We start from the raw sequence: 18011 nt of genomic DNA on the forward strand, positions 1-18011 counted from the left end.
ACGGGCGGTGCGAGGATGAGCTTCTACCTCCGACGGGTCGCCTTCTACCTGGTGACCTTCTGGGCGGCGATCTCGCTCAACTTCCTGCTGCCCCGGCTCCTCCCCGGCGACCCCGCGGCGATCATGCTCGGCAAGCTGCGCCGCGCGAACGCCGGCCGGCCGCTCTCCGAGGAGACGGTGCAGGCGATCACCGCGATCCTCGGTGCCGAGAGGGGCACGAGTCTCTGGGACCAGTACCTGGCGTACTGGGGCCGGCTGCTTCAGGGAGACCTCGGCGTCTCCTCGACGAGGTACCCGGCCCCGGTCGCCGACCTCATCTCCGCGGCACTGCCGTGGACGATCATCCTGGTCGGCACCGCGACCGTCATCTCCTTCGTGCTCGGCATCGTCGTCGGGGCCTGGGTGGGCTGGCGGCGCGGTACCTGGCTCGACCACCTCGTGCCCGTCACGACGGTGTTCCAGTCGATCCCCTACTTCTGGCTCGCGCTCGTGCTCGTCGCGGTGTTCTCCGTGCAGCTCGGGATCTTCCCGATCGTCGGCGGTTACGACGTCTTCGAGTTCCCGGGCGGTCCGGAGTGGAGCTGGGCCTTCGTCGGCAGCGCGATCTGGCATGCGATCCTGCCCGCCACGACGATCGTGCTCTCCTCGATCGGCGGGTGGCTGCTCGGCATGCGCAACATGATGGTGTCGACGATGTCGGAGGACTTCATCGTCACCGCCGAGGCGAAGGGGCTCACGCCGCGCCGCATCCGCACGAAGTACGCCTCGCGCAACGCCTCGATCCCGAGCCTCGCGGGCTTCGGCATCGCCCTCGGCTTCGTGGTGGCCGGCTCGATCGTGATGGAGCAGGTCTTCAGCTATCCCGGCATCGGCAAGCTCATGATCCAGGCCGTGCAGGGGCTCGACTACGCGCTCATGCAGGGCGTGTTCCTCGTCATCACGCTGACGGTGCTCGCGGCGAACTTCATCATGGACCTCATCTACGGCTTCATCGACCCGAGAGTGCGGCACAATGGCTGACCGGCAGACCCTCACCGAGCCGGACTCCGGCGGCGAGCTCCCCGGCGCCGGCGCGGAGACCGCGCCCGACCTGCCCTTCGGCGCCCCGCTCGGGGCGGAGGCCGCCCGGGAGAGCGCGAGGGCGGCGACCGCCACCGCGGCCGTCGCCGCTGCGAGCGCCGCGGCCGTGCGGCGCGGCGGGCGGTTCCGCGGGCTCCTGCCGCGCCGCTCCGGCAAGCTCGTGACCGGCATCGTGATCGTCGCGGCGATCACCCTGTTCGGCCTGCTCGGCCCGCTCGTCGCGCAGCCGCCGCGGGACTCCAACAACCCGGCGCTGCTGCCGCCCGGACCCGAGCATTGGCTCGGCACCACGAAGCTCGGCTACGACGTGTTCTCCCAGCTCGCCTACGGCACGCAGGGCTCGCTGTTCATCGGCCTCGTCGCCGGTCTCGTGGCGCTCGTGCTCGGGGTGCTGTTCGGCGTCTTCGCCGGCTACTTCGGCGGCATCGCCGACGAGGTGCTGACCCTCATCACGAACATCGTCCTCGTCATCCCGGGCCTGCCCGTCGTCATGGTGATCGCGGCCTACGTGCAGAACGCCGACGGGCTCGGTCCGCTCGCCCGCAGCTCGCTGCTCGTCGCCCTCGTCCTCGGCATCACGAGCTGGGCGGGGTCGGCGGTCGTGCTGCGCGCACAGGCCCGCTCGCTCCGCACCCGCGAGTACGTGGCGGCCGCCCGGGTCGCGGGCGAGCGGCCGGCGCGGATCATCTTCGTCGAGATCCTGCCGAACCTCGTGCCGCTGCTCGCCGCGCAGTTCATCTTCGGGGTCATCCTCGCGGTGCTGGGCGAAGCGGGCCTCTCCTACTTGGGTCTCGGCCCGACCGGCTCGATCACGCTCGGCACCATGTTGAACGACGCCCAGACCGGGCAGGCCGTCGGCACCGGCGCCTGGTGGTGGTTCGTGCCGCCTGGCGCGATCATCGCGGCACTCGGCGCCGGACTCTCGCTCATCAACTTCGCGATCGACGAGGTCGTGAACCCCAAGCTCAGGCTCGCCCCGGAGAACGCCAAGCGGCAGCGCAAGGCGACGAAGGCGGGCAAGGGCGTCGCCGATTCGGGAGCATTCGCATGACGGTACTCGGACAGGCGGTCCTCACCGCCACGAACGTTTCGATCGACTACGAGGTCGACCCGCCCGTGCAGGCGGTGCGCGGCGCTTCGCTCACGCTGCACCGGGGCGAGATCCTCGGCCTCGCGGGGGAGTCGGGCTGCGGCAAGACGACGCTCGCCTACGGGCTCAACCGACTGCTGAAGGCGCCGGCGGTGATGACGGGCGGCGAGGTCGTGTTCCACGACGCGAGCGGCCGGGACATCGACGTCGTGCAGCTCGACGGCGAGGCGCTGCGCGCCTACCGCTGGGACAAGGTGTCGATGGTGTTCCAAGGCTCGATGAACTCGCTGAACCCCGTGATGAACGTCCGCAAGCAACTGCACGACGTGTTCACGACGCACCGGAAGGGGATGCCGAAGGCCGCCCGCGAGGCGCGCAGCGCCGAACTGCTCTCCCTCGTCGGCGTCGACCCCGCACGCCTGTCGAGCTTCCCGCACGAGCTCTCGGGCGGCATGCGCCAGCGCGTCATGATCGCGATGGCGCTCGCGCTCGACCCGCAGGTGATGATCATGGACGAGCCGACCACCGCGCTCGACGTCGTCGTCCAGCGCGGCATCGTGCGCGAGATCATGCGCCTGCGCGAACGGCTCGGCTTCGCGGTGATCTTCATCACGCACGACCTGCCGCTGCTCATCGAGATCAGCGACCGCATCGCGATCATGCTCGAGGGCGAGATCGTCGAGCAGGGGGATGCCGCGAGCATCTTCGGCGATCCGAGGCATCCGTACACGAAGCGGCTGCTGCAGAGCTTCCCGAGCCTCCGCGGCGAGGGCGGCGCGTTCATCCGTACGGGCGTGACGGGGGCGACCGCCGCCGTCGCCGAGGGAGGTGCCGCATGACCGCCGAGACGTCGTCGCCGCCCGTCGCAGCGGGGTCGCTGCGGGCGGAGGCGCTGCAGAAGGACTTCCGGCTGCGCAGCGGCGTCACGGTGCGCACGCTGCACGCGGTGCGCGGGGTCTCGCTCGAGCTCGAGCCGGGGCGCACCGTCGCCCTCGTAGGCGAGAGCGGTTCGGGCAAGTCCACGATCGCGCGGATGTTCGCGAAGCTGGAGTCGCCGACGAGCGGCCGGATCCTGCTCGACGGCCGTCCGAGCGCGAACCGCGGCCGGGGGCTCGCCGCCTACCGCCGCGACGTCCAGATGGTCTTCCAGGATCCGTTCGGCTCGCTGAACCCGTTCCATTCGATCCGGCACCACCTGGAGCGGCCGATCCGGCTGCACCACCCGGGGCTCTCGACCGCCGAGGTGCGTGAGCGCACCGAGGAGCTGCTCGAGCGCGTGCGGCTGTCGCCGGCGGCGAAGTTCGCCGAACGCCGGCCGCACGAGCTCTCCGGAGGCCAGCGGCAGCGGGTGGCGATCGCGCGGGCGCTCGCCCCGGGCGCGCGGTTCATCATCGCGGACGAGCCGGTGTCGATGCTCGACGTCTCGATCCGCCTCGGCGTGCTGAACCTCCTCGCGGAGCTGCAGCGGCAGGAGCGGCTCGGGGTGCTGTACATCACGCACGATCTCGCGACCGCGCGGCACTTCTCCGACGAGATCCTCGTGATGTACCGCGGAGAGATCGTCGAGCGCGGGCCGAGCGAGCGGGTCATCCTCGATCCGCAGCACGTCTACACGAAGACCCTGCTCGACGCGGCGGCCGATCCCGACCGCCTCGGACAGCTTCGCGACGAGGTACGGCGGGAGGCGGGATGATCGTTCGAGAGCGAATCCGCTCGACTAGAGTGACCAGCGCGACACCAGGGGAGGAGGTGGAGATGAGTGCGATCGATCCGGGCACGCCGGCGTGGCTCGCGGCGCGTAACGACCGCACCGCCTTCCGGTTGCTCCTCGAGCACGGGCCGCTCACGCGCTCGCGCCTCGGCGCCCTCTCCGGCCTCTCCAAGCCCACGGCCACGCAGATGCTGCAGCGCCTCGAGCGGGTGGGGCTCATCCACCCGGTGGGCGAGGTCTCCGGCGGTCGCGGTCCGAACGCGGTGAGCTACGGCGTCCGCATCGACCGCATCACGGGGGTCGCGATCTCCGTGCTCGCCCACTCCATCCAGGCGGTCGTCGTCGACGCGCTCGGCGGGGAGCACTCGGTGGCCGAGGTCGTGCCGGTGGGAGAGCGCTCCCCGGAGGGCGACGTGCGAGCGGCGATCGAGGCGGCCTGCGCGGCGGCGGGCGCCGACCCGGCGTCGGTCAGCCGTGTCGTGATCGGGGTGCAGGCGGCGTTCTTCGGCGAGGAGGACGAACTCTCGCTCACCGACACCTTGCCCGGGTGGCCCGCCGTCGGCTCCGAGGCGCGGATCGTCCGGGAACTCGGCATCGACGTCACGCTCGGCAACGACGTGAACCTCGCGGCGATGGCGGAGCGGGCGGCGGGCGTCGCCCAGGATGCCTCGAGCTTCGCGCTGTTCTGGATCGGCGACGGCCTCGGCGTCGGCATCGACCTCGGCGGCGCGGTGCACCGCGGCGCCTCGGGCGGAGCGGGCGAGATCGGCTACCTCCCGGTGCCGAAGACGGCGGCGGCCTTCGCCCCGGAGGCGAACGACATCACCGACCTCCTCGGCGGTCCGGCCGTCGTACGACTCCTCGGCGGCCCACCGGGCGAGCCGCTCGCCACGGCCCTGGAACGGCTCGACGGAGACCCGGCGCTGCTCGAGGCGCTCGCGGAGCGCATCGCGCTCGCCGCGCAGCCGGTGCTCGCGCTGCTCGACCCGGCGATGCTCGTGCTCGGCGGGCCGACCGGCAGCGCGGCGGGTGGGGCGCTTGCGGACCTCGTCGCCGAACGGATCGACCGCGCGGCGCACCCGAAACTCGCCGTGCGGGCGAGCGGAACGGGCCCGCAGCCCGTGCTCCTCGGCGCCCGGCAGCAGCTCGTGCAGCAGATCCGCGACCGGCTCGAGGCCGACATCCTGCCGCTCGTCTGAGCGCGCCCCCATCAGTTTCTTCCCGTGAACGCCGTCCCGAGCGGACGAGGCGTCGCGACCATCACAGACCAGTACTCCCGGCCGGGGCATCCCCGCCGTGCTCGAGAGAAGGACCCCATGAAGCTCACCATCGTCGGCGGCGGCTCGACCTACACGCCCGAACTCATCGACGGCTTCGCGCGCCTGCGCGAGCAGCTGCCGCTCACGGAGATCCACCTCGTCGACCCCGACGCCGACCGCCTCCGCCTCGTCGCGGGGATGGCGGCGAGGATGCTCGCGCGGGCCGGCCACCCGGCTCGGGTGGTCGGCACGAGCGACCTCGTGGCCGGCGTCGCCGACGCCGACGCGGTGCTCGTGCAGCTGCGGGTCGGCGGGCAGGACGCCCGACAGTCGGACGAGACCTGGCCGCACGAGGCGGGCTGCATCGGCCAGGAGACGACGGGGCCCGGCGGCCTGGCGAAGGCGCTGCGCACCGTGCCCGTCGTGCTGCGGATCGCGGAGACCGTGCGGCGGCATGCGAAGCCCGACGCCTGGATCGTGGACTTCACGAACCCCGTCGGCATCGTGACTCGGGCGCTCCTCGAGCAGGGGCACCGCGCGGTCGGACTCTGCAACGTCGCGATCGGCTTCCAACGGCGCTTCGCACGGCTCCTCGATGTCGGCCACGACGAGGTGCGCCTCGGCCACGTCGGCCTGAACCATCTCACCTGGGAGCGGAGCGTGAGCATCGACGGCCGCGACCGGCTGCCCGAGCTCATCGACGGACGCCTCGGCGAACTGGCCGAGGAGGTGCACCTCGCCCCCGCGCTCGTCTCGCAGCTCGGCGCGCTGCCCTCGTACTACCTGCGCTACTACTACGCGCACGACGAGGTGCTCGCCGAGCAGCTCGCCGAGCCGACGCGTGCCGAGGCGGTGCGCGCGATCGAGCACGAGCTGCTCGAGCTGTACGCCGACCCGCAGGTCGACACGAAGCCCGAGGCGCTCGAGGGCCGCGGCGGCGCGTTCTACTCGGAGGCCGCGATCGAGCTGCTCGCCGCCATGCAGGGCGGCGACCCGGTGCCGCGGGTCGTGAACCTGCGCAACGACGGGGTGCTGCCGTTCCTCCCAGACGACCACGTCGTCGAGGTGCCGGCACGGTACGTCGACGGCCGCTTCGTCGCGGAGCCGGTGGCGGCGCTGCCGGACGACTTCGCCGGCCTCATCGGCTCGGTCGCCGGCTACGAGCGGCTCGCGCTCGACGCCGCCGTCCGGGGCGGGCGCGACCGGGTGCTGCGCGCCATGCGGGCTCACCCCCTCGTGCTGCAGCACGACCGGGCGGAGCGGCTCACCGATCTCCTGCTCGCCGAGAACGCGCGCTTCCTGGAGTGGGCGTGACGGCCGGGCAGCCGGGGCACACCGCGATCCCGCCGGAACCCGCGACCACCACGGCGGCGCCCGCCGTGGTCGTCGCGGTCGACGGGGGCGGCTCGAAGACCGACGCGATCGCCCTCGCGCTCGACGGCCGGGTGGTCGCCCGCCGCCGTGGCGGCGGATCGAGCCCGCACTTCGACGGACTCGCGCGTTCGGTCGCGACGATCGACGCCCTCGTGGGCGAGGTATCGGGCGGTGCACCGGTCGCGCAGGCGAACCTGTACCTCTCGGGGCTCGACCTCGACCGCGAGATCGGCGAGTTCCGCGCCGAGCTCGCCGGCCGATCGTGGGCCGGGCCGTCGACGATCGTCGCGAACGACCTCTTCGCACTGCTCCGGGCCGGAACCGACGAGCCCGACGCGGTCGTCATCGTGTGCGGAACCGGGGTGAACGCGGCCGGCGTGCGGGCCGACGGCCGGGTGGTGCGCTTCCCGTCGCTCGGGGCGATCTCCGGCGATTGGGGCGGCGGCTCCGGGCTCGGCGCCGAGGCGCTGTGGCATGCCGCCCGTCACGCCGACGGCCGCGGACCCGCGACTTGGCTCACGGGTGCGATGCTCGAGCAGCTGCAGCTCGACTCGGTGCAGGACCTCATCGAGGAGGTGCACTTCGGCCGACGGCAGGAGAGCTCGCTCGCCGCCGTCGCGCCGCTCGTCTTCGAGGCGGCTCGACGCGGCGACGCGGTGGGGGCGGCGCTCGTGGCCCGCCAGGCCGAGGAGATCGTGGCGTTCGCCCGGGCGTGCCTCACGAGGCTCGACCTCCTCGGCCGGCCCGTGCCGATCGTGCTCGGCGGCGGCATCCTCGCTGCGCGGGACCGGCTGCTCCTCGACCCGATCGAACGCGGCATCGCCGAGCTCGCCCCGCGCGCCACGCTCACGATCGTCGAGGACCCGCCGATCGTCGGGGCCGCGCTCCTCGCGCTCGAGAGCGCCGGGGCGGGGGAGAAGGCGCTCGCCCGGGCGCGCGCGGCGCTCGCGGGATGACTCGCTTGGACGCCGCGTATAGCCGACGCCTCGGCGATGGTCAAGGAGGCCTCGTGAGCGGTCATAGACTGTGGGCGTGACTTCAGAGGAAACCGTCGACGTCGTGCTGATCGGCGGGGGCATCATGAGCGCGACGCTCGGCTCCCTCATCTCCCGGCTCCAGCCGGACTGGAGCATCCGCGTGTACGAGCGTCTCGGCGAGGTCGCGCAGGAGTCGTCCAACGCTTGGAACAACGCGGGCACCGGCCACGCCGCACTCTGCGAGCTGAACTACATGCCCGAGGCGGCCGACGGCACCGTGAGCCCCGAGAAGGCCGTCTCGATCAACGAGCAGTTCCAGATCAGCCGACAGTATTGGGCGTACCTCGTCGAGCAGGGCGAGCTGCCCGAGCCGCACAACTTCATCAACTCCACCCCGCACATGACGTTCGTGCACGGCGCGGCGAACATCGAGTACCTGCGCAAGCGCGTGGCGGCGCTCGCCGACCAGCCGCTCTTCGCCGACCTCGAGTACTCCGAGGATCTCGAGCGCATCGCCGAGTGGACCCCGCTCCTCGCGAAGAAGCGCAATCCGAAGCAGAAGGTCGCGGCGACGCGCATCGCCGCCGGCACCGACGTCGACTTCGGCGCCCTCACCCGATACCTCTTCGACGACCTCGAGCGTCGCGGCGGCGAGGTCAACGTGAACCACCAGGTCACCCGGCTGAAGCGCCGCAAGGACGGCAGCTGGCACCTGAAGCTCCGCCATCTCGTGGGCGGCACCCCGAAGACCGTGAACGCCCGCTTCGTGTTCGTCGGCGCGGGCGGGGGCGCGCTGGCGCTGCTGCAGCATTCCGGCATCCCCGAGATCAAGGGGTTCGGCGGGTTCCCGATCTCGGGCCAGTTCCTGCGCACCACCGATCCGAAGATCGTCGCCCAGCACCAGGCGAAGGTCTACGGCAAGGCCGCGGTCGGCGCCCCGCCCATGTCGGTGCCGCACCTCGACACGCGCGTCGTCGACGGCGAGACGGCGCTGCTGTTCGGCCCGTACGCGGGCTTCACGCCGAAGTTCCTGAAGACCTCGACCTGGTTCGACCTGCCCTTCTCGGTGCGGCTGCACAACCTCGGCCCGATGCTGCAGGTCGCCTTCCGCAACTTCGATCTCGTCAAGTACCTCGTGGGTGAGCTGCTCGCCAACCGGGAGAAGAAGATGCAGGCCCTGCGGGAGTTCATGCCCACTGCGAAGACGGGCGACTGGGAGCTCATCACCGCCGGTCAGCGGGTCCAGGTCATGAAGAAGGACGGGGCCAAGGGCGGGGTGCTGCAGTTCGGCACCGAGGTGATCACCGGGGCCGACGGCACGATCGCCGGCCTGCTCGGCGCCTCGCCGGGCGCGTCGACCGCGGCGCCGATCATGCTCGACGTCCTGGCGCGCTGCTTCCCCGAGCGGATGGCGGAGTGGGAGCCGAAGATCCGCGAGATGGTGCCGAGCTACGGCACGCGGCTCTCCGACGACCCCGAGGTCGCCGCGGCGAGCCTCGCGGCCACGGCCGAGGCCCTGCACCTCAGCGCCTGATCGGGCGCGCGGTGCGGCGGCGCATGGGGCGCTCCTTGCGCGGTTGGGCGTGAGACTGCTATCGTCGACCCCGCAATGATCTGAGCACATCCCTTCGTCCCGCGCCTGAGGCGCCGTCGACATCGGGTGTGCTCTTTTCGTTGATCGCGACAGCGTTTCGCGCACCCCCACTGTCTCGGCAGATGCCCGGCGGGAGTCATCCCTCGTCCCCGGGCCGTCGCCGCGTGCGCTGCGGCCCGGGGACACCTCGCGAACGGGGGTCCGCCTTGACCGTCCACCACACCACCAACTCCTATCTCCGCGCCGAGCGCCTCTCGGCCGGCTACGCGGATCGCGACGTGCTGCGCGATCTCGATTTCACCGTCTCCCCGGGGCAGCGGCTCGGCCTCATCGGCGAGAACGGGGTCGGCAAATCGACCCTGCTCCGCGTGCTCGCGGGAGAGGCACCCGCCTCGTTGCACGCCGACGGCCGGCTCACCGCACCCGCCCGGGTCGGGCTCCTCCTGCAGGAGCTGCCGTTCGGCGACGACGAGCGCATCGACGACGTCATCGAGGCGCGCATCGCCGAGGTGCGCGCGATCGAGCGCGAGCTGGATGCCGCCGCGGCCGGCCTCGTCGACGCGAGTCCGGCCGCCGAGGCCCGGTACGCGGCCGCGCTCGACGCGGCCGAGCGCGCCGAGGTCTGGTCGGTCGACGCCCGCCGCGACGAGCTGCTCGACGGGCTCGGAGTGTCCAGGATCGGCCTCGACCGTCGCATCGGCGAGATGTCGGGCGGCCAACGCAGCCGCTTCGCCCTCGCGGCGCTCCTCCTCGGGGCGCCCGACGCGCTGCTCCTCGACGAACCGACGAACCACCTCGACGACGCCGCGGCCGAGTTCCTGGAGGCGCGCCTGCGTGCCTGGCGCGGGCCGGTGGTCTTCGCCAGTCATGACCGCGAGTTCCTCGATCGGGTCGCGACCGGCCTGCTCGACCTCGACCCCGCCCGCTCCGCGGCGGAGGTGCCGCTCGATGCCTCGGGCGGCACGGTCTTCGGCGGCTCGTTCAGCGACTACCTCGACGCCAAGGCCGACGCGCGTGTGCGCTGGCAGCGGCAGTACGAGGCGGAGCAGCTCGAGTTGCGGGCGCTCCGCGAGGCGGTGCGCGAGACGGCGAGGAACGTCTCGCACCGCCGGGGGCCGACCGACAACGACAAGTTCATCACCAAGTTCAAGCAGGGGCGCACGGACTCCGCCATCGCACGGCGGGTGCACAACGCCGAGCTCCGGCTCGAGACGCTCGAGCGGGAGCAGTTGCGGAAGCCGCCGACCGCGCTCGCGTTCACGGGCATCCCGACCGGCGCGCAAGCGCTCGGTGAGGAGGGCGGTCCGCTCGTCCAGGTCTCCGGGGCCGCGGTCGGCGATCGGCTGAGGCTCGAGACGTTCCGGGTCGAGGCGCTCGACCGGCTCCTCGTCACCGGCGCGAACGGCGCCGGGAAGTCGACGCTGCTCGGCCTGCTCGCCGGGCGCATCCACCCGGATGCGGGGGTGGTCCGTCGGCGGCGCGGCCTCCGTGTGGGACTGCTCGAGCAGGACGTGCGTTTCGAGGATCCGGATGCCTCGCCGCGTGCGCTCTACGAGCGGGCGCTGGGCGAGCATCGGGCGGCGCTCGTGCCGCTGCCGAGTCTCGGCCTCGTGCCGCGCCGCGATCTCGACCGGCCGATCGGCGGGCTCTCGGTGGGGCAGCAGCGTCGACTGGCGCTCGCCCTGGTGATCGCGAAGCCGCCGCACGTGTTCCTCCTCGACGAGCCGACGAACCACCTCTCGCTGGCGCTCGCGACGGAGCTCGAGGCGGCGCTCGGCGGCTACCCGGGCGCGGTGCTGATCGCGAGCCACGATCGTTGGCTGCGCCGCCGATGGACGGGGGAGGAGCTGCGACTCGCGGCGGGCCGGCCGCTCGACCGCACCGCCGCCTGATCGCGCAGCCTCTCAGGGTTGCCCGACTTCGATGAAAGTCGGGCAACCCTGAGCTGGGCCAGCGGGTCGGGTTGCGGATGACTCGAAGATATGTTCGAATGTGGGCATGCGGTGGAGCGGGCAGGAACTCGAGGTCGAGCAGGGCGCGACCCTGCCGGGCCTCGCCAAGCTGAGCAGCCTGGTCCGCTCGGTGCAGACGCCGGAGTTCGCCGGGGTGACCTTCCACGAGGTGCTCGCGAAGTCGGCGCTCAACCGGGTGCCCGGTCCCTCGTCGATGCCGTTCGGGTGGACTATCAACCCCTACCGGGGGTGCTCGCATGCCTGCGTCTACTGCTTCGCGCGGCCCACCCACACCTACCTCGACCTCGACGCGGGCGACGACTTCGACCGTCAGATCGTCGTCAAGGTGAACGTCGCCGAAGTCCTGCGCAAAGAGCTCGCCCGTCCCTCCTGGCGGCACGAGCCGGTCGCGCTCGGCACGAACACCGATCCGTACCAGCGCGCCGAGGGGCGCTACGCGCTCATGCCCGGCATCATCGAGGCGCTCGCAGACCGCGGCACGCCGATCAGCGTGCTGACCAAAGGCACGCTCCTGCGTCGTGATCTGCCGCTCTTGACCGCGGCGGCGCAGCGCGTCCCCGTCGATCTCGCGATGTCGATCGCGATCTACGACCACGAACTGCAGCAGGCCGTTGAGCCGGGCACCCCGAGCACGAAGGCCCGCCTGGCGACGGTGACGGCGGTGCGCGAGGCGGGGTTCGACTGCACGGTCTTCCTCATGCCGATCCTGCCCGACCTCACCGACTCGCGGGCGCACCTCGACGAGGCGCTCCGCCAGGTCAAGGCCGCCGGCGCCACCTCGGTGCTGCACGGCGCGCTGCACCTGCGCCCCGGGGTCAAGCCGTGGTTCATGCAGTGGCTCGACGTGCACCACCCCGAACTCGTGCCGAAGTACCGCTCCATGTACTACGGCACGAACAGCTACGCCCCGAAGGCCTATCGGCAGTGGCTCGCCGCTCGCATCCGCCCCATGATCCGGGCGCACGGGTTGCGGTACGGCAGCGAAGACCCCGTCACCGGCGGGGTGCGGTCCTCAGCCCTCGCGTCCGCCGTCCGCGCAGCGCGCGGAGTGGGCGGCTCGGACGGCCTCCCGCGTCCCGTCGGCGACACGCTCTTCTGAGCCACCGATGCGCAGCGGCGCGCCGGTACGCTGCGGTACTCTCGCTGCAGCCCGTCGATTTTCCCTGCGCTCGGCGGTGCGTTCGGGAGGTGCGGCGATGACCCATGGGTTGCCCGCACGCTTGACGCGCGCGGCCGAACATCGGGCGCTCACCAACGCGGGCCACGCCGCCGCCTTCGTCTGCCTCGCCGTCGGGATCGCAATCGGCATCCTCGCCGGCCTCGCCCTCGGCTCCACGAACGGCTGGATCGGCGCGGGCCTCGTCGCCGCGCAGGCGGCAGCCCTCGGCGTGCACGCCGTGCGCCCGAACCTGGTCACCGGGCTCGTCGCCCTCGCAGCGGGCACCGCGAGCGTGTTCCTCCTCGTGCCGATCCTGAGCGGCTCCGGCACCTTCGAGACGACGAACAACAGCATCTCCGCGCTGCCGCGGGTCGCTCTCGTCCTCATCGGCGGCGCCGGCAGCGGCACGTGGTGGGCGATCGGCTGGGCCGGAGCCGGCTGGCTCTTCGGCGAGCTGGCGACGGTCGTCGCCGCGGCGATGGTCGGCGCGGTCTGGGTGCCGAACCTGGCCGCCGGCTTCGCACTGGCGATCGTCGTCCTCGTTCGCGGATTCGACGGGCTCAACCGCCGGTACAACGGGCGGGCACGCCCTGGCCCGGCGGCGGGCGGGGAGCCGACGGCTGCCGCGATGCGACGGGAGTTCGCGCTTCGTGCCTCGGTGCGGCTGAACGAGCTCGCACTGCGGCATCTCACGATGGTCGCCGCGGCCGGCTCGGGCACGATCGACGACCGGCTCCGTCAGGAGATCGATCGTGATCTGAGCCTCGCCATCGGCCCGGACTGGGCGGCCTCGATCGCGGAGCGGGGCGGTGCTCGCGCGGCGGCGGGCGGCCTCGCCGCGACCGGCCGGTCGACGGACGCCGGGCCGGAGGCGCTCGCCGGCGAGCCGGGTGCGGGCACGAGCGCCGCACGCGTCCGTCCGGTGGCCGGCTCGGCGCCCTCCGCCGAGGTCGCCATCGAACCGGGCTCGGGCGCGACGGCGGGATCGGCGACACCACCGGCGACCGAGGCTCCCGCCCGGTTCGCGCAGGTCCTGCCGACCGCGCATGACGCGGCGAGCAACGGGGGCCTCGCGGTGCGGGTGAGCGGTGAGCTGGCCCAGCTCGCCCAGCTGGCTGCGCCCCGGCTCGACGCGCTCGACTCCGCGGTCGCGCAGTGCCTCGTGAACATCGTGCGCCACGCGGGCGTGCGCTCGGCCGAAGTCATGATCGGCGGCGGCACCGACGAGCTGACGGTGGCGGTGATCGACACCGGGGTGGGGTTCGACGAATCGCGCGTGCCCGCCGACCGCATCGGATTGCGGACTTCGATCCGGGCGCGGGTCGAGCACGAGGGCGGCACCGTGCGGCTGTGGTCGAAGCCGGGGGTGGGCACGACGATCGTGCTGACGATGCCGAGGTCGGTGCGATGAGCGGCCGATTCAGCCTCACGCAGCAGGAGACCGATCCGATCGGGGGCGGCACGGCGGCCCCGCTCGTCGCGATCGGTGCCGGTGCCGCGGTCACGATCTCGATGGTCTCGACCTTCGCCCACCGGGCCGAGATCGTCTCGCCCTTCGCCGCGGTGCTCGGCATCCTGCTGCTCATCGCCGCCGCGGTCGCCCTGGTGACCGGCATCCTGCCGTCGCGCGGGAGCTTCGCGAGCGAGCGCGTCTGGCTCGTGGTGACCATCGCGACGGCGGCCGCGGTCGCCGAGTACGTCAGCACCATGGGCAACGACGCGGTGCTCTACGACGACTACGGCCCCATCACCATCGGCCTGCTGCTGCTCTGCATGGCTCCGTACGCGAGCTGGGCGGCGCTCCTCATCGCGGCGGGGCTCTCATCGGGCGTCCTCGCCATCCTCGTCGCCGGCAACGCCGCGGCTGCGAGCAACTCGCAACCCGTCGCCTCGCTGGTGCTCGTCGGCTCGGTCGCCATCGTCGCCCTGGCCGCGGCGGGCGCCGCCTATTCGTACTCGATCGTCGGATCGATCCTCCGCTGGCAGCGCGAGGTGAATCGCGAGGCGCTCGAGCAGGAGGTGGCCGACGGCGACGGTCTCCTGCCCGGATCCGCCGCCGGTGGCTCGCCGCGCGTCGCCCTCGTCGCACGGGAGGTGCTGCCATTCCTCGCCTCGGTCGTCGCCGCCGAGCGCCTCTCGGTGGCCGACTCCGACCGTGCCCGCGAGCTCGCCGAGGGCGTGCAGGCCGAGATGAAGGCCGGCATCGAGGCGACCTGGCTCGACGACCTCGCCGATGCGCTCCGCGCCGGTGGCGCGGGCCAGGGCATCGAGGTGCTGGTCGACGACCCGAGCGGAGCAGCGGCGCTGCTTTCGAGCGATCAGCGGACGGCCCTCACCGCGATCGTCTCCTGGCTCGGTGGCAGCACTCGCTCCTCGGAGGTGCGCATCGCGGTCGTCGAGGGCGGCGGCGCCGGGCGGATCGAGGTGACCGCGGTGCCCGCGCAGGGACCGCCGCGCCACCGCGACCTCGAGCGCATCGTGGCGATCGCCCGAGCGGTGGGATTCCGCACCGAATCGATGATCTCGCGGGAGCGTACGATCGTCGAGTTGAACTACCCCGTCGGCTGAGCGCCGACCCCGTCCGCCGGCGCAGCCGGCCCGTTCCCTCCTGGAGGCAGCCCCGTGGCCAAGCTCTACTTCCGCTACGGCGCGATGAACTCGGGCAAGTCCACCGCCCTGCTCCAGGCGGCGTTCAACTACGAGGAGCGCGGCCACCGGGTGCTGCTCGCGAAACCGGCGGTCGACACGAAGGGCGACCGCGAGATCATCTCGCGGCTCGGCGTGACGCGGGAGGTCGACTTCACCATCTCGCCCGTCGACGCCGTGCGCGAGGTCTTCGAGCAGCACCGGGTCGGCAGCGGCACGGTCGACCGCGCCGGTCGGGACGTCAGCTGCCTGCTCGTCGATGAAGCGCAGTTCCTCACCTCCGAACAGGTCGACGACCTGCTGCGGGTCGCCCTGCTCGACGGGATCCCGGTGCTGGCCTACGGCATCCGCACCGACTTCCAGACGGTCGCGTTCCCGGGCAGTCGGCGGCTGCTCGAGGTCGCGCACAGTCTTGAGGAGCTGAAGACGATCTGCCGCTGCGGGCGCAAGGCCATCTTCAACGGCCGGCGCATCGGCGGGCGCTATGTGTTCGACGGCGACCAAGTCGCGATCGACACCTCGGCGGGCCCCGGAGCGGGCGGCGATGTCGAGGTCGAGTACGAATCGCTCTGCGGCGTCTGCTACCTCCAAGAATCCGGCGGGGTGCTGAACGGACGGCACTGACCGGTCACGGACGGACGACGTCGCGACCCGGCGGACGAACCGGACCCGTGACGTGGCCGCCGATCCGAGGCAGGATGGAAGCACGCCGAGATCGGAGGCCCCATGAACGACATCATCGTCGGTGTGAGTGCTGCAGGAGCGGCCACGGACGCGGCGGTCGCCTGGGCGGCGGACCGCGCCCGGGCCACCGGGGCCGTCTTGCGGCTCGTGCACGTCGTCGACGACGCGATCCCCGCGACGGGCGACGCGCAGCTGCTGCTGGCCGCGCAGACGGCGGCGCAGGGATGCCTCGACAGCGCCGCCGCGATCGTGGAACGGGTCGCGCCCGGGCTCGCCGCGAGCCAGGTGCTCGAGCAGGGCTCGCCCGTGGAGGTCTTCTCGAAGCTGTCGAAGGGCGCGGCCCTGCTCGTGGTCGGCAGCGACTGGCACGGCGGCAAGCGCGCGAGCCGACGCGGTGTGCACAGCCTCCGCATCGCGGCCGGCAGCCACAGCCCGGTCGCGGTGATCCCGGACATCGACGTCTCCGCCCGCCGCGGCGTCGTGGTCGGCGTCGACGGCTCCGAGGCATCCGCCAGAGCGCTCGCCTTCGCCGCCGAGGAGGCGACACGCACCGGCGAGCCGCTCACCGCGGTGCACTCCTGGGACGTCGCGGTCATGGTCGGTGGCGAGTACGGCTACGGGGTCGCGATGATCGCGAGCGACGACCTGCAGGCCTCGGCCGCTGAGCTCCTCGACGACGCCCTCATGCCGGTCGAGGCCGCGCACCCGGAGCTCGAGATCCGCCGCGAGGTCATCGCCGGCGACCCGGTGCAGGCGCTCGCCGACGCCGCCGACGAGGCACGGGTGCTCGTCGTCGGCAGCCACGGTCGGGGAGCGATCGCCAGGTTCCTGCTCGGCTCGGTGAGCCACGGCGTGCTCGCCCACCTCGAAGCGCCGACGGTGGTGGTCCGCTGAGCGCGGTTCGCCACTCCGTGTTCACCCGGGCGGGCGCGGTTCGCCCGTCCGGGACTGCGAGAATGGTCGCGGGAGGACTCAGATGAACGTCTCCGTGATCGGGTGCGGGTACCTCGGCGCCGTCCATGCCGCTGCGATGGCCGAGCTCGGCCACACGGTCGTCGGCATCGACATCGACGAACGAAAGATCGCCGAGCTCTCGGCCGGGAGGCCGCCGTTCTTCGAGCCGCGCCTCCGCGAGCTGCTGAGCTCCGCGATCGCGAGCGGTCGGCTGCGGTTCAGCACCGACGTGGCGGAGGCGGCCGGCTCCGAGGTGCACTTCCTCGCGGTCGGCACACCGCAGCAGGCGCGCTCGGACGCCGCCGATCTCAGGTATGTGGACGCCGCGTTCGAGGCGCTGCTGCCGCACCTCGTGCCGGGCGCGATCGTCGTCGGCAAGAGTACCGTGCCGGTCGGCACCGCGGCCGCACTCGCCGAGCGGCTCGCCCGGCGTGCGCCGCACGCGAGCCTCGCCTGGAATCCGGAGTTCCTCCGGGAGGGCTTCGCGGTGCAGGACACCCTGGAACCCGATCGGCTCGTCTACGGGGTGGCCGGAGGCCAGCACGACGAGCTCGGCCGGGCGCAGGCCGCGGTGCTCGACCGGGTCTACCGCGCGGCGGTCGAAGCGGGCACGCCGCGAATCGTGACCGACTACGCGACCGCCGAACTCGTGAAGGTCTCGGCGAACGCGTTCCTCGCCACGAAGATCAGTTTCATCAACGCGATGAGCGAGATCGCCGAGGTGACCGGCGCGGATGTCACGGCGCTCGCCGACGCCCTCGGGCACGATGCCCGCATCGGCCGTCGGTTCCTGAACGCCGGGGTCGGATTCGGCGGCGGCTGCCTGCCGAAGGACATCCGCGGCTTCGTCGCCCGGGCCGAAGAGCTCGGCCGGGGCGAGGCGCTCGCCTTCCTCCGCGAGGTCGACGCGGTGAACCTCAGGCAGCGTCAACGGGTGGTCGACCTGGCCGTCGAAGCCCTCGGCGGCCAGGTGCACGAACGCCGCATCGCCATCCTCGGCGTGACGTTCAAGCCAGAGTCCGACGACGTGCGCGACTCGCCCGCTCTCGACGTCGCCGTGGCGCTCAAGGGCCTCGGCGCCGAGGTCGTCGCGACCGACCCGGAGGGCATCGCGAACGCCCGTGGGCGGCACCCGCAGCTCGACTACACGAGTTCGACCACCGAGGCGCTCCGTGGCGCCGATCTCGTCGTGCTCGTCACCGAGTGGCGGGAGTTCCGAGCCCTCGACCCGGTGGCGGCGGGGGAGCTCGTCGCCGGTCGCTCGATCATCGACGCCCGAAACGTGCTCGACGCCGCGCGCTGGCGGGAGGCGGGCTGGACGTATCGCGGGATCGGCCGACCGTAGCTGCCCGGGAAACGAAGAACCCCCTCCTCGCGGAGGGGGTTCTTGCTGTGGTCGGGGTGACAGGATTTGAACCTGCGACCTCTTCGTCCCGAACGAAGCGCGCTACCAAGCTGCGCCACACCCCGGTGGCCCGAGCGTTCCCGCTGAGCCTCAACAAGGATAGCC

At 72.4% G+C, this 18011-nt stretch carries 15 protein-coding genes and 1 tRNA gene; 15 read left to right on the forward strand and 1 reads right to left on the reverse strand.

Annotated elements, in window-relative coordinates:
* Window positions 1-15: 15 nt before the first annotated feature.
* The 15 genes from M3147_RS01630 (at window position 16) to M3147_RS01700 (ending at window position 17846) form a co-directional block, all read left to right on the forward strand.
* Entirely contained in the window at window positions 16-1020 is a 1005-nt protein-coding gene (locus M3147_RS01630) for an ABC transporter permease (protein ID WP_251201755.1), read from the forward strand.
* Window positions 1013-2131 carry an ABC transporter permease gene (locus tag M3147_RS01635; protein ID WP_251201756.1) on the forward strand — a complete coding sequence of 373 codons (1119 nt, stop codon included), beginning with the start codon at window positions 1013-1015 and terminating at the stop codon, window positions 2129-2131. Before M3147_RS01630 ends, M3147_RS01635 begins: the two co-directional genes overlap by 8 nt.
* Complete coding sequence (locus tag M3147_RS01640; RefSeq protein WP_251201757.1) at window positions 2128-3009, forward strand: ABC transporter ATP-binding protein; 882 nt, start codon at window positions 2128-2130, stop codon at window positions 3007-3009. The genes M3147_RS01635 and M3147_RS01640 overlap by 4 nt, the downstream gene beginning before the upstream one ends.
* Entirely contained in the window at window positions 3006-3863 is an 858-nt protein-coding gene (locus tag M3147_RS01645; RefSeq protein ID WP_251201758.1) for an ABC transporter ATP-binding protein, read from the forward strand. The genes M3147_RS01640 and M3147_RS01645 overlap by 4 nt, the downstream gene beginning before the upstream one ends.
* Window positions 3864-3925: 62 nt before the next feature.
* Window positions 3926-5080: an ROK family transcriptional regulator gene (locus M3147_RS01650; protein WP_251201759.1), complete on the forward strand. Its 1155-nt coding sequence runs from the start codon at window positions 3926-3928 to the stop codon at window positions 5078-5080.
* Window positions 5081-5197: 117 nt separating this feature from the next.
* Window positions 5198-6454, forward strand: coding sequence for a 6-phospho-beta-glucosidase (locus M3147_RS01655; protein WP_251201760.1), 1257 nt, complete (start codon window positions 5198-5200; stop codon window positions 6452-6454).
* The gene (locus tag M3147_RS01660; protein ID WP_251201761.1) at window positions 6451-7470 is read left to right on the forward strand and encodes an N-acetylglucosamine kinase; all 1020 of its coding nucleotides are present in this window, start codon (window positions 6451-6453) and stop codon (window positions 7468-7470) included. The genes M3147_RS01655 and M3147_RS01660 overlap by 4 nt, the downstream gene beginning before the upstream one ends.
* A 70-nt stretch (window positions 7471-7540) precedes the next feature.
* Window positions 7541-9025 carry a malate:quinone oxidoreductase gene (locus M3147_RS01665; protein WP_308201032.1) on the forward strand — a complete coding sequence of 495 codons (1485 nt, stop codon included), beginning with the start codon at window positions 7541-7543 and terminating at the stop codon, window positions 9023-9025.
* Window positions 9026-9291: 266 nt separating this feature from the next.
* Window positions 9292-10977 carry an ATP-binding cassette domain-containing protein gene (locus tag M3147_RS01670; RefSeq protein WP_251201762.1) on the forward strand — a complete coding sequence of 562 codons (1686 nt, stop codon included), beginning with the start codon at window positions 9292-9294 and terminating at the stop codon, window positions 10975-10977.
* 106 nt (window positions 10978-11083) lie between these two features.
* The gene (locus M3147_RS01675; protein ID WP_251201763.1) at window positions 11084-12157 is read left to right on the forward strand and encodes an Rv2578c family radical SAM protein; all 1074 of its coding nucleotides are present in this window, start codon (window positions 11084-11086) and stop codon (window positions 12155-12157) included.
* Between the two features lie 97 nt (window positions 12158-12254).
* Window positions 12255-13628 (forward strand): sensor histidine kinase, encoded by a 1374-nt coding sequence (locus tag M3147_RS01680; protein ID WP_251201764.1) that lies wholly within the window; start codon window positions 12255-12257, stop codon window positions 13626-13628.
* Entirely contained in the window at window positions 13625-14785 is a 1161-nt protein-coding gene (locus tag M3147_RS01685) for a hypothetical protein (RefSeq protein WP_251201765.1), read from the forward strand. The genes M3147_RS01680 and M3147_RS01685 overlap by 4 nt, the downstream gene beginning before the upstream one ends.
* 54 nt (window positions 14786-14839) lie before the next feature.
* Window positions 14840-15487 carry a thymidine kinase gene (locus tag M3147_RS01690; RefSeq protein WP_251201766.1) on the forward strand — a complete coding sequence of 216 codons (648 nt, stop codon included), beginning with the start codon at window positions 14840-14842 and terminating at the stop codon, window positions 15485-15487.
* A gap of 102 nt (window positions 15488-15589) precedes the next feature.
* Window positions 15590-16441 carry a universal stress protein gene (locus M3147_RS01695; RefSeq protein ID WP_251201767.1) on the forward strand — a complete coding sequence of 284 codons (852 nt, stop codon included), beginning with the start codon at window positions 15590-15592 and terminating at the stop codon, window positions 16439-16441.
* Window positions 16442-16523: 82 nt separating this feature from the next.
* Window positions 16524-17846, forward strand: coding sequence for a UDP-glucose dehydrogenase family protein (locus M3147_RS01700; protein WP_251201768.1), 1323 nt, complete (start codon window positions 16524-16526; stop codon window positions 17844-17846).
* 48 nt (window positions 17847-17894) lie between these two features.
* Here M3147_RS01700 and M3147_RS01705 read toward each other — a convergent pair.
* Window positions 17895-17971, reverse strand: a tRNA-Pro gene (locus M3147_RS01705).
* Between the last annotated feature and the right edge of the window lie 40 nt (window positions 17972-18011).

Origin of the sequence: Agromyces mediolanus, from assembly GCF_023715325.1 — a bacterium.
Taxonomy (GTDB): Bacteria; Actinomycetota; Actinomycetes; order Actinomycetales; family Microbacteriaceae; genus Agromyces; species Agromyces mediolanus_A.

What these genes read in the sequence shown, in the direction of transcription:
- M3147_RS01675 (WP_251201763.1), top strand. Translation starts at nt 11,084, where the DNA reads ATGCGGTGGAGCGGGCAGGAACTCGAGGTCGAGCAGGGCGCGACCCTG.
- M3147_RS01630 (WP_251201755.1), top strand. Translation starts at nt 16, where the DNA reads ATGAGCTTCTACCTCCGACGGGTCGCCTTCTACCTGGTGACCTTCTGG.
- M3147_RS01645 (WP_251201758.1), top strand. Translation starts at nt 3,006, where the DNA reads ATGACCGCCGAGACGTCGTCGCCGCCCGTCGCAGCGGGGTCGCTGCGG.
- M3147_RS01695 (WP_251201767.1), top strand. Translation starts at nt 15,590, where the DNA reads ATGAACGACATCATCGTCGGTGTGAGTGCTGCAGGAGCGGCCACGGAC.
- M3147_RS01700 (WP_251201768.1), top strand. Translation starts at nt 16,524, where the DNA reads ATGAACGTCTCCGTGATCGGGTGCGGGTACCTCGGCGCCGTCCATGCC.
- M3147_RS01640 (WP_251201757.1), top strand. Translation starts at nt 2,128, where the DNA reads ATGACGGTACTCGGACAGGCGGTCCTCACCGCCACGAACGTTTCGATC.
- M3147_RS01635 (WP_251201756.1), top strand. Translation starts at nt 1,013, where the DNA reads ATGGCTGACCGGCAGACCCTCACCGAGCCGGACTCCGGCGGCGAGCTC.
- M3147_RS01685 (WP_251201765.1), top strand. Translation starts at nt 13,625, where the DNA reads ATGAGCGGCCGATTCAGCCTCACGCAGCAGGAGACCGATCCGATCGGG.
- M3147_RS01650 (WP_251201759.1), top strand. Translation starts at nt 3,926, where the DNA reads ATGAGTGCGATCGATCCGGGCACGCCGGCGTGGCTCGCGGCGCGTAAC.
- M3147_RS01680 (WP_251201764.1), top strand. Translation starts at nt 12,255, where the DNA reads ATGACCCATGGGTTGCCCGCACGCTTGACGCGCGCGGCCGAACATCGG.
- M3147_RS01655 (WP_251201760.1), top strand. Translation starts at nt 5,198, where the DNA reads ATGAAGCTCACCATCGTCGGCGGCGGCTCGACCTACACGCCCGAACTC.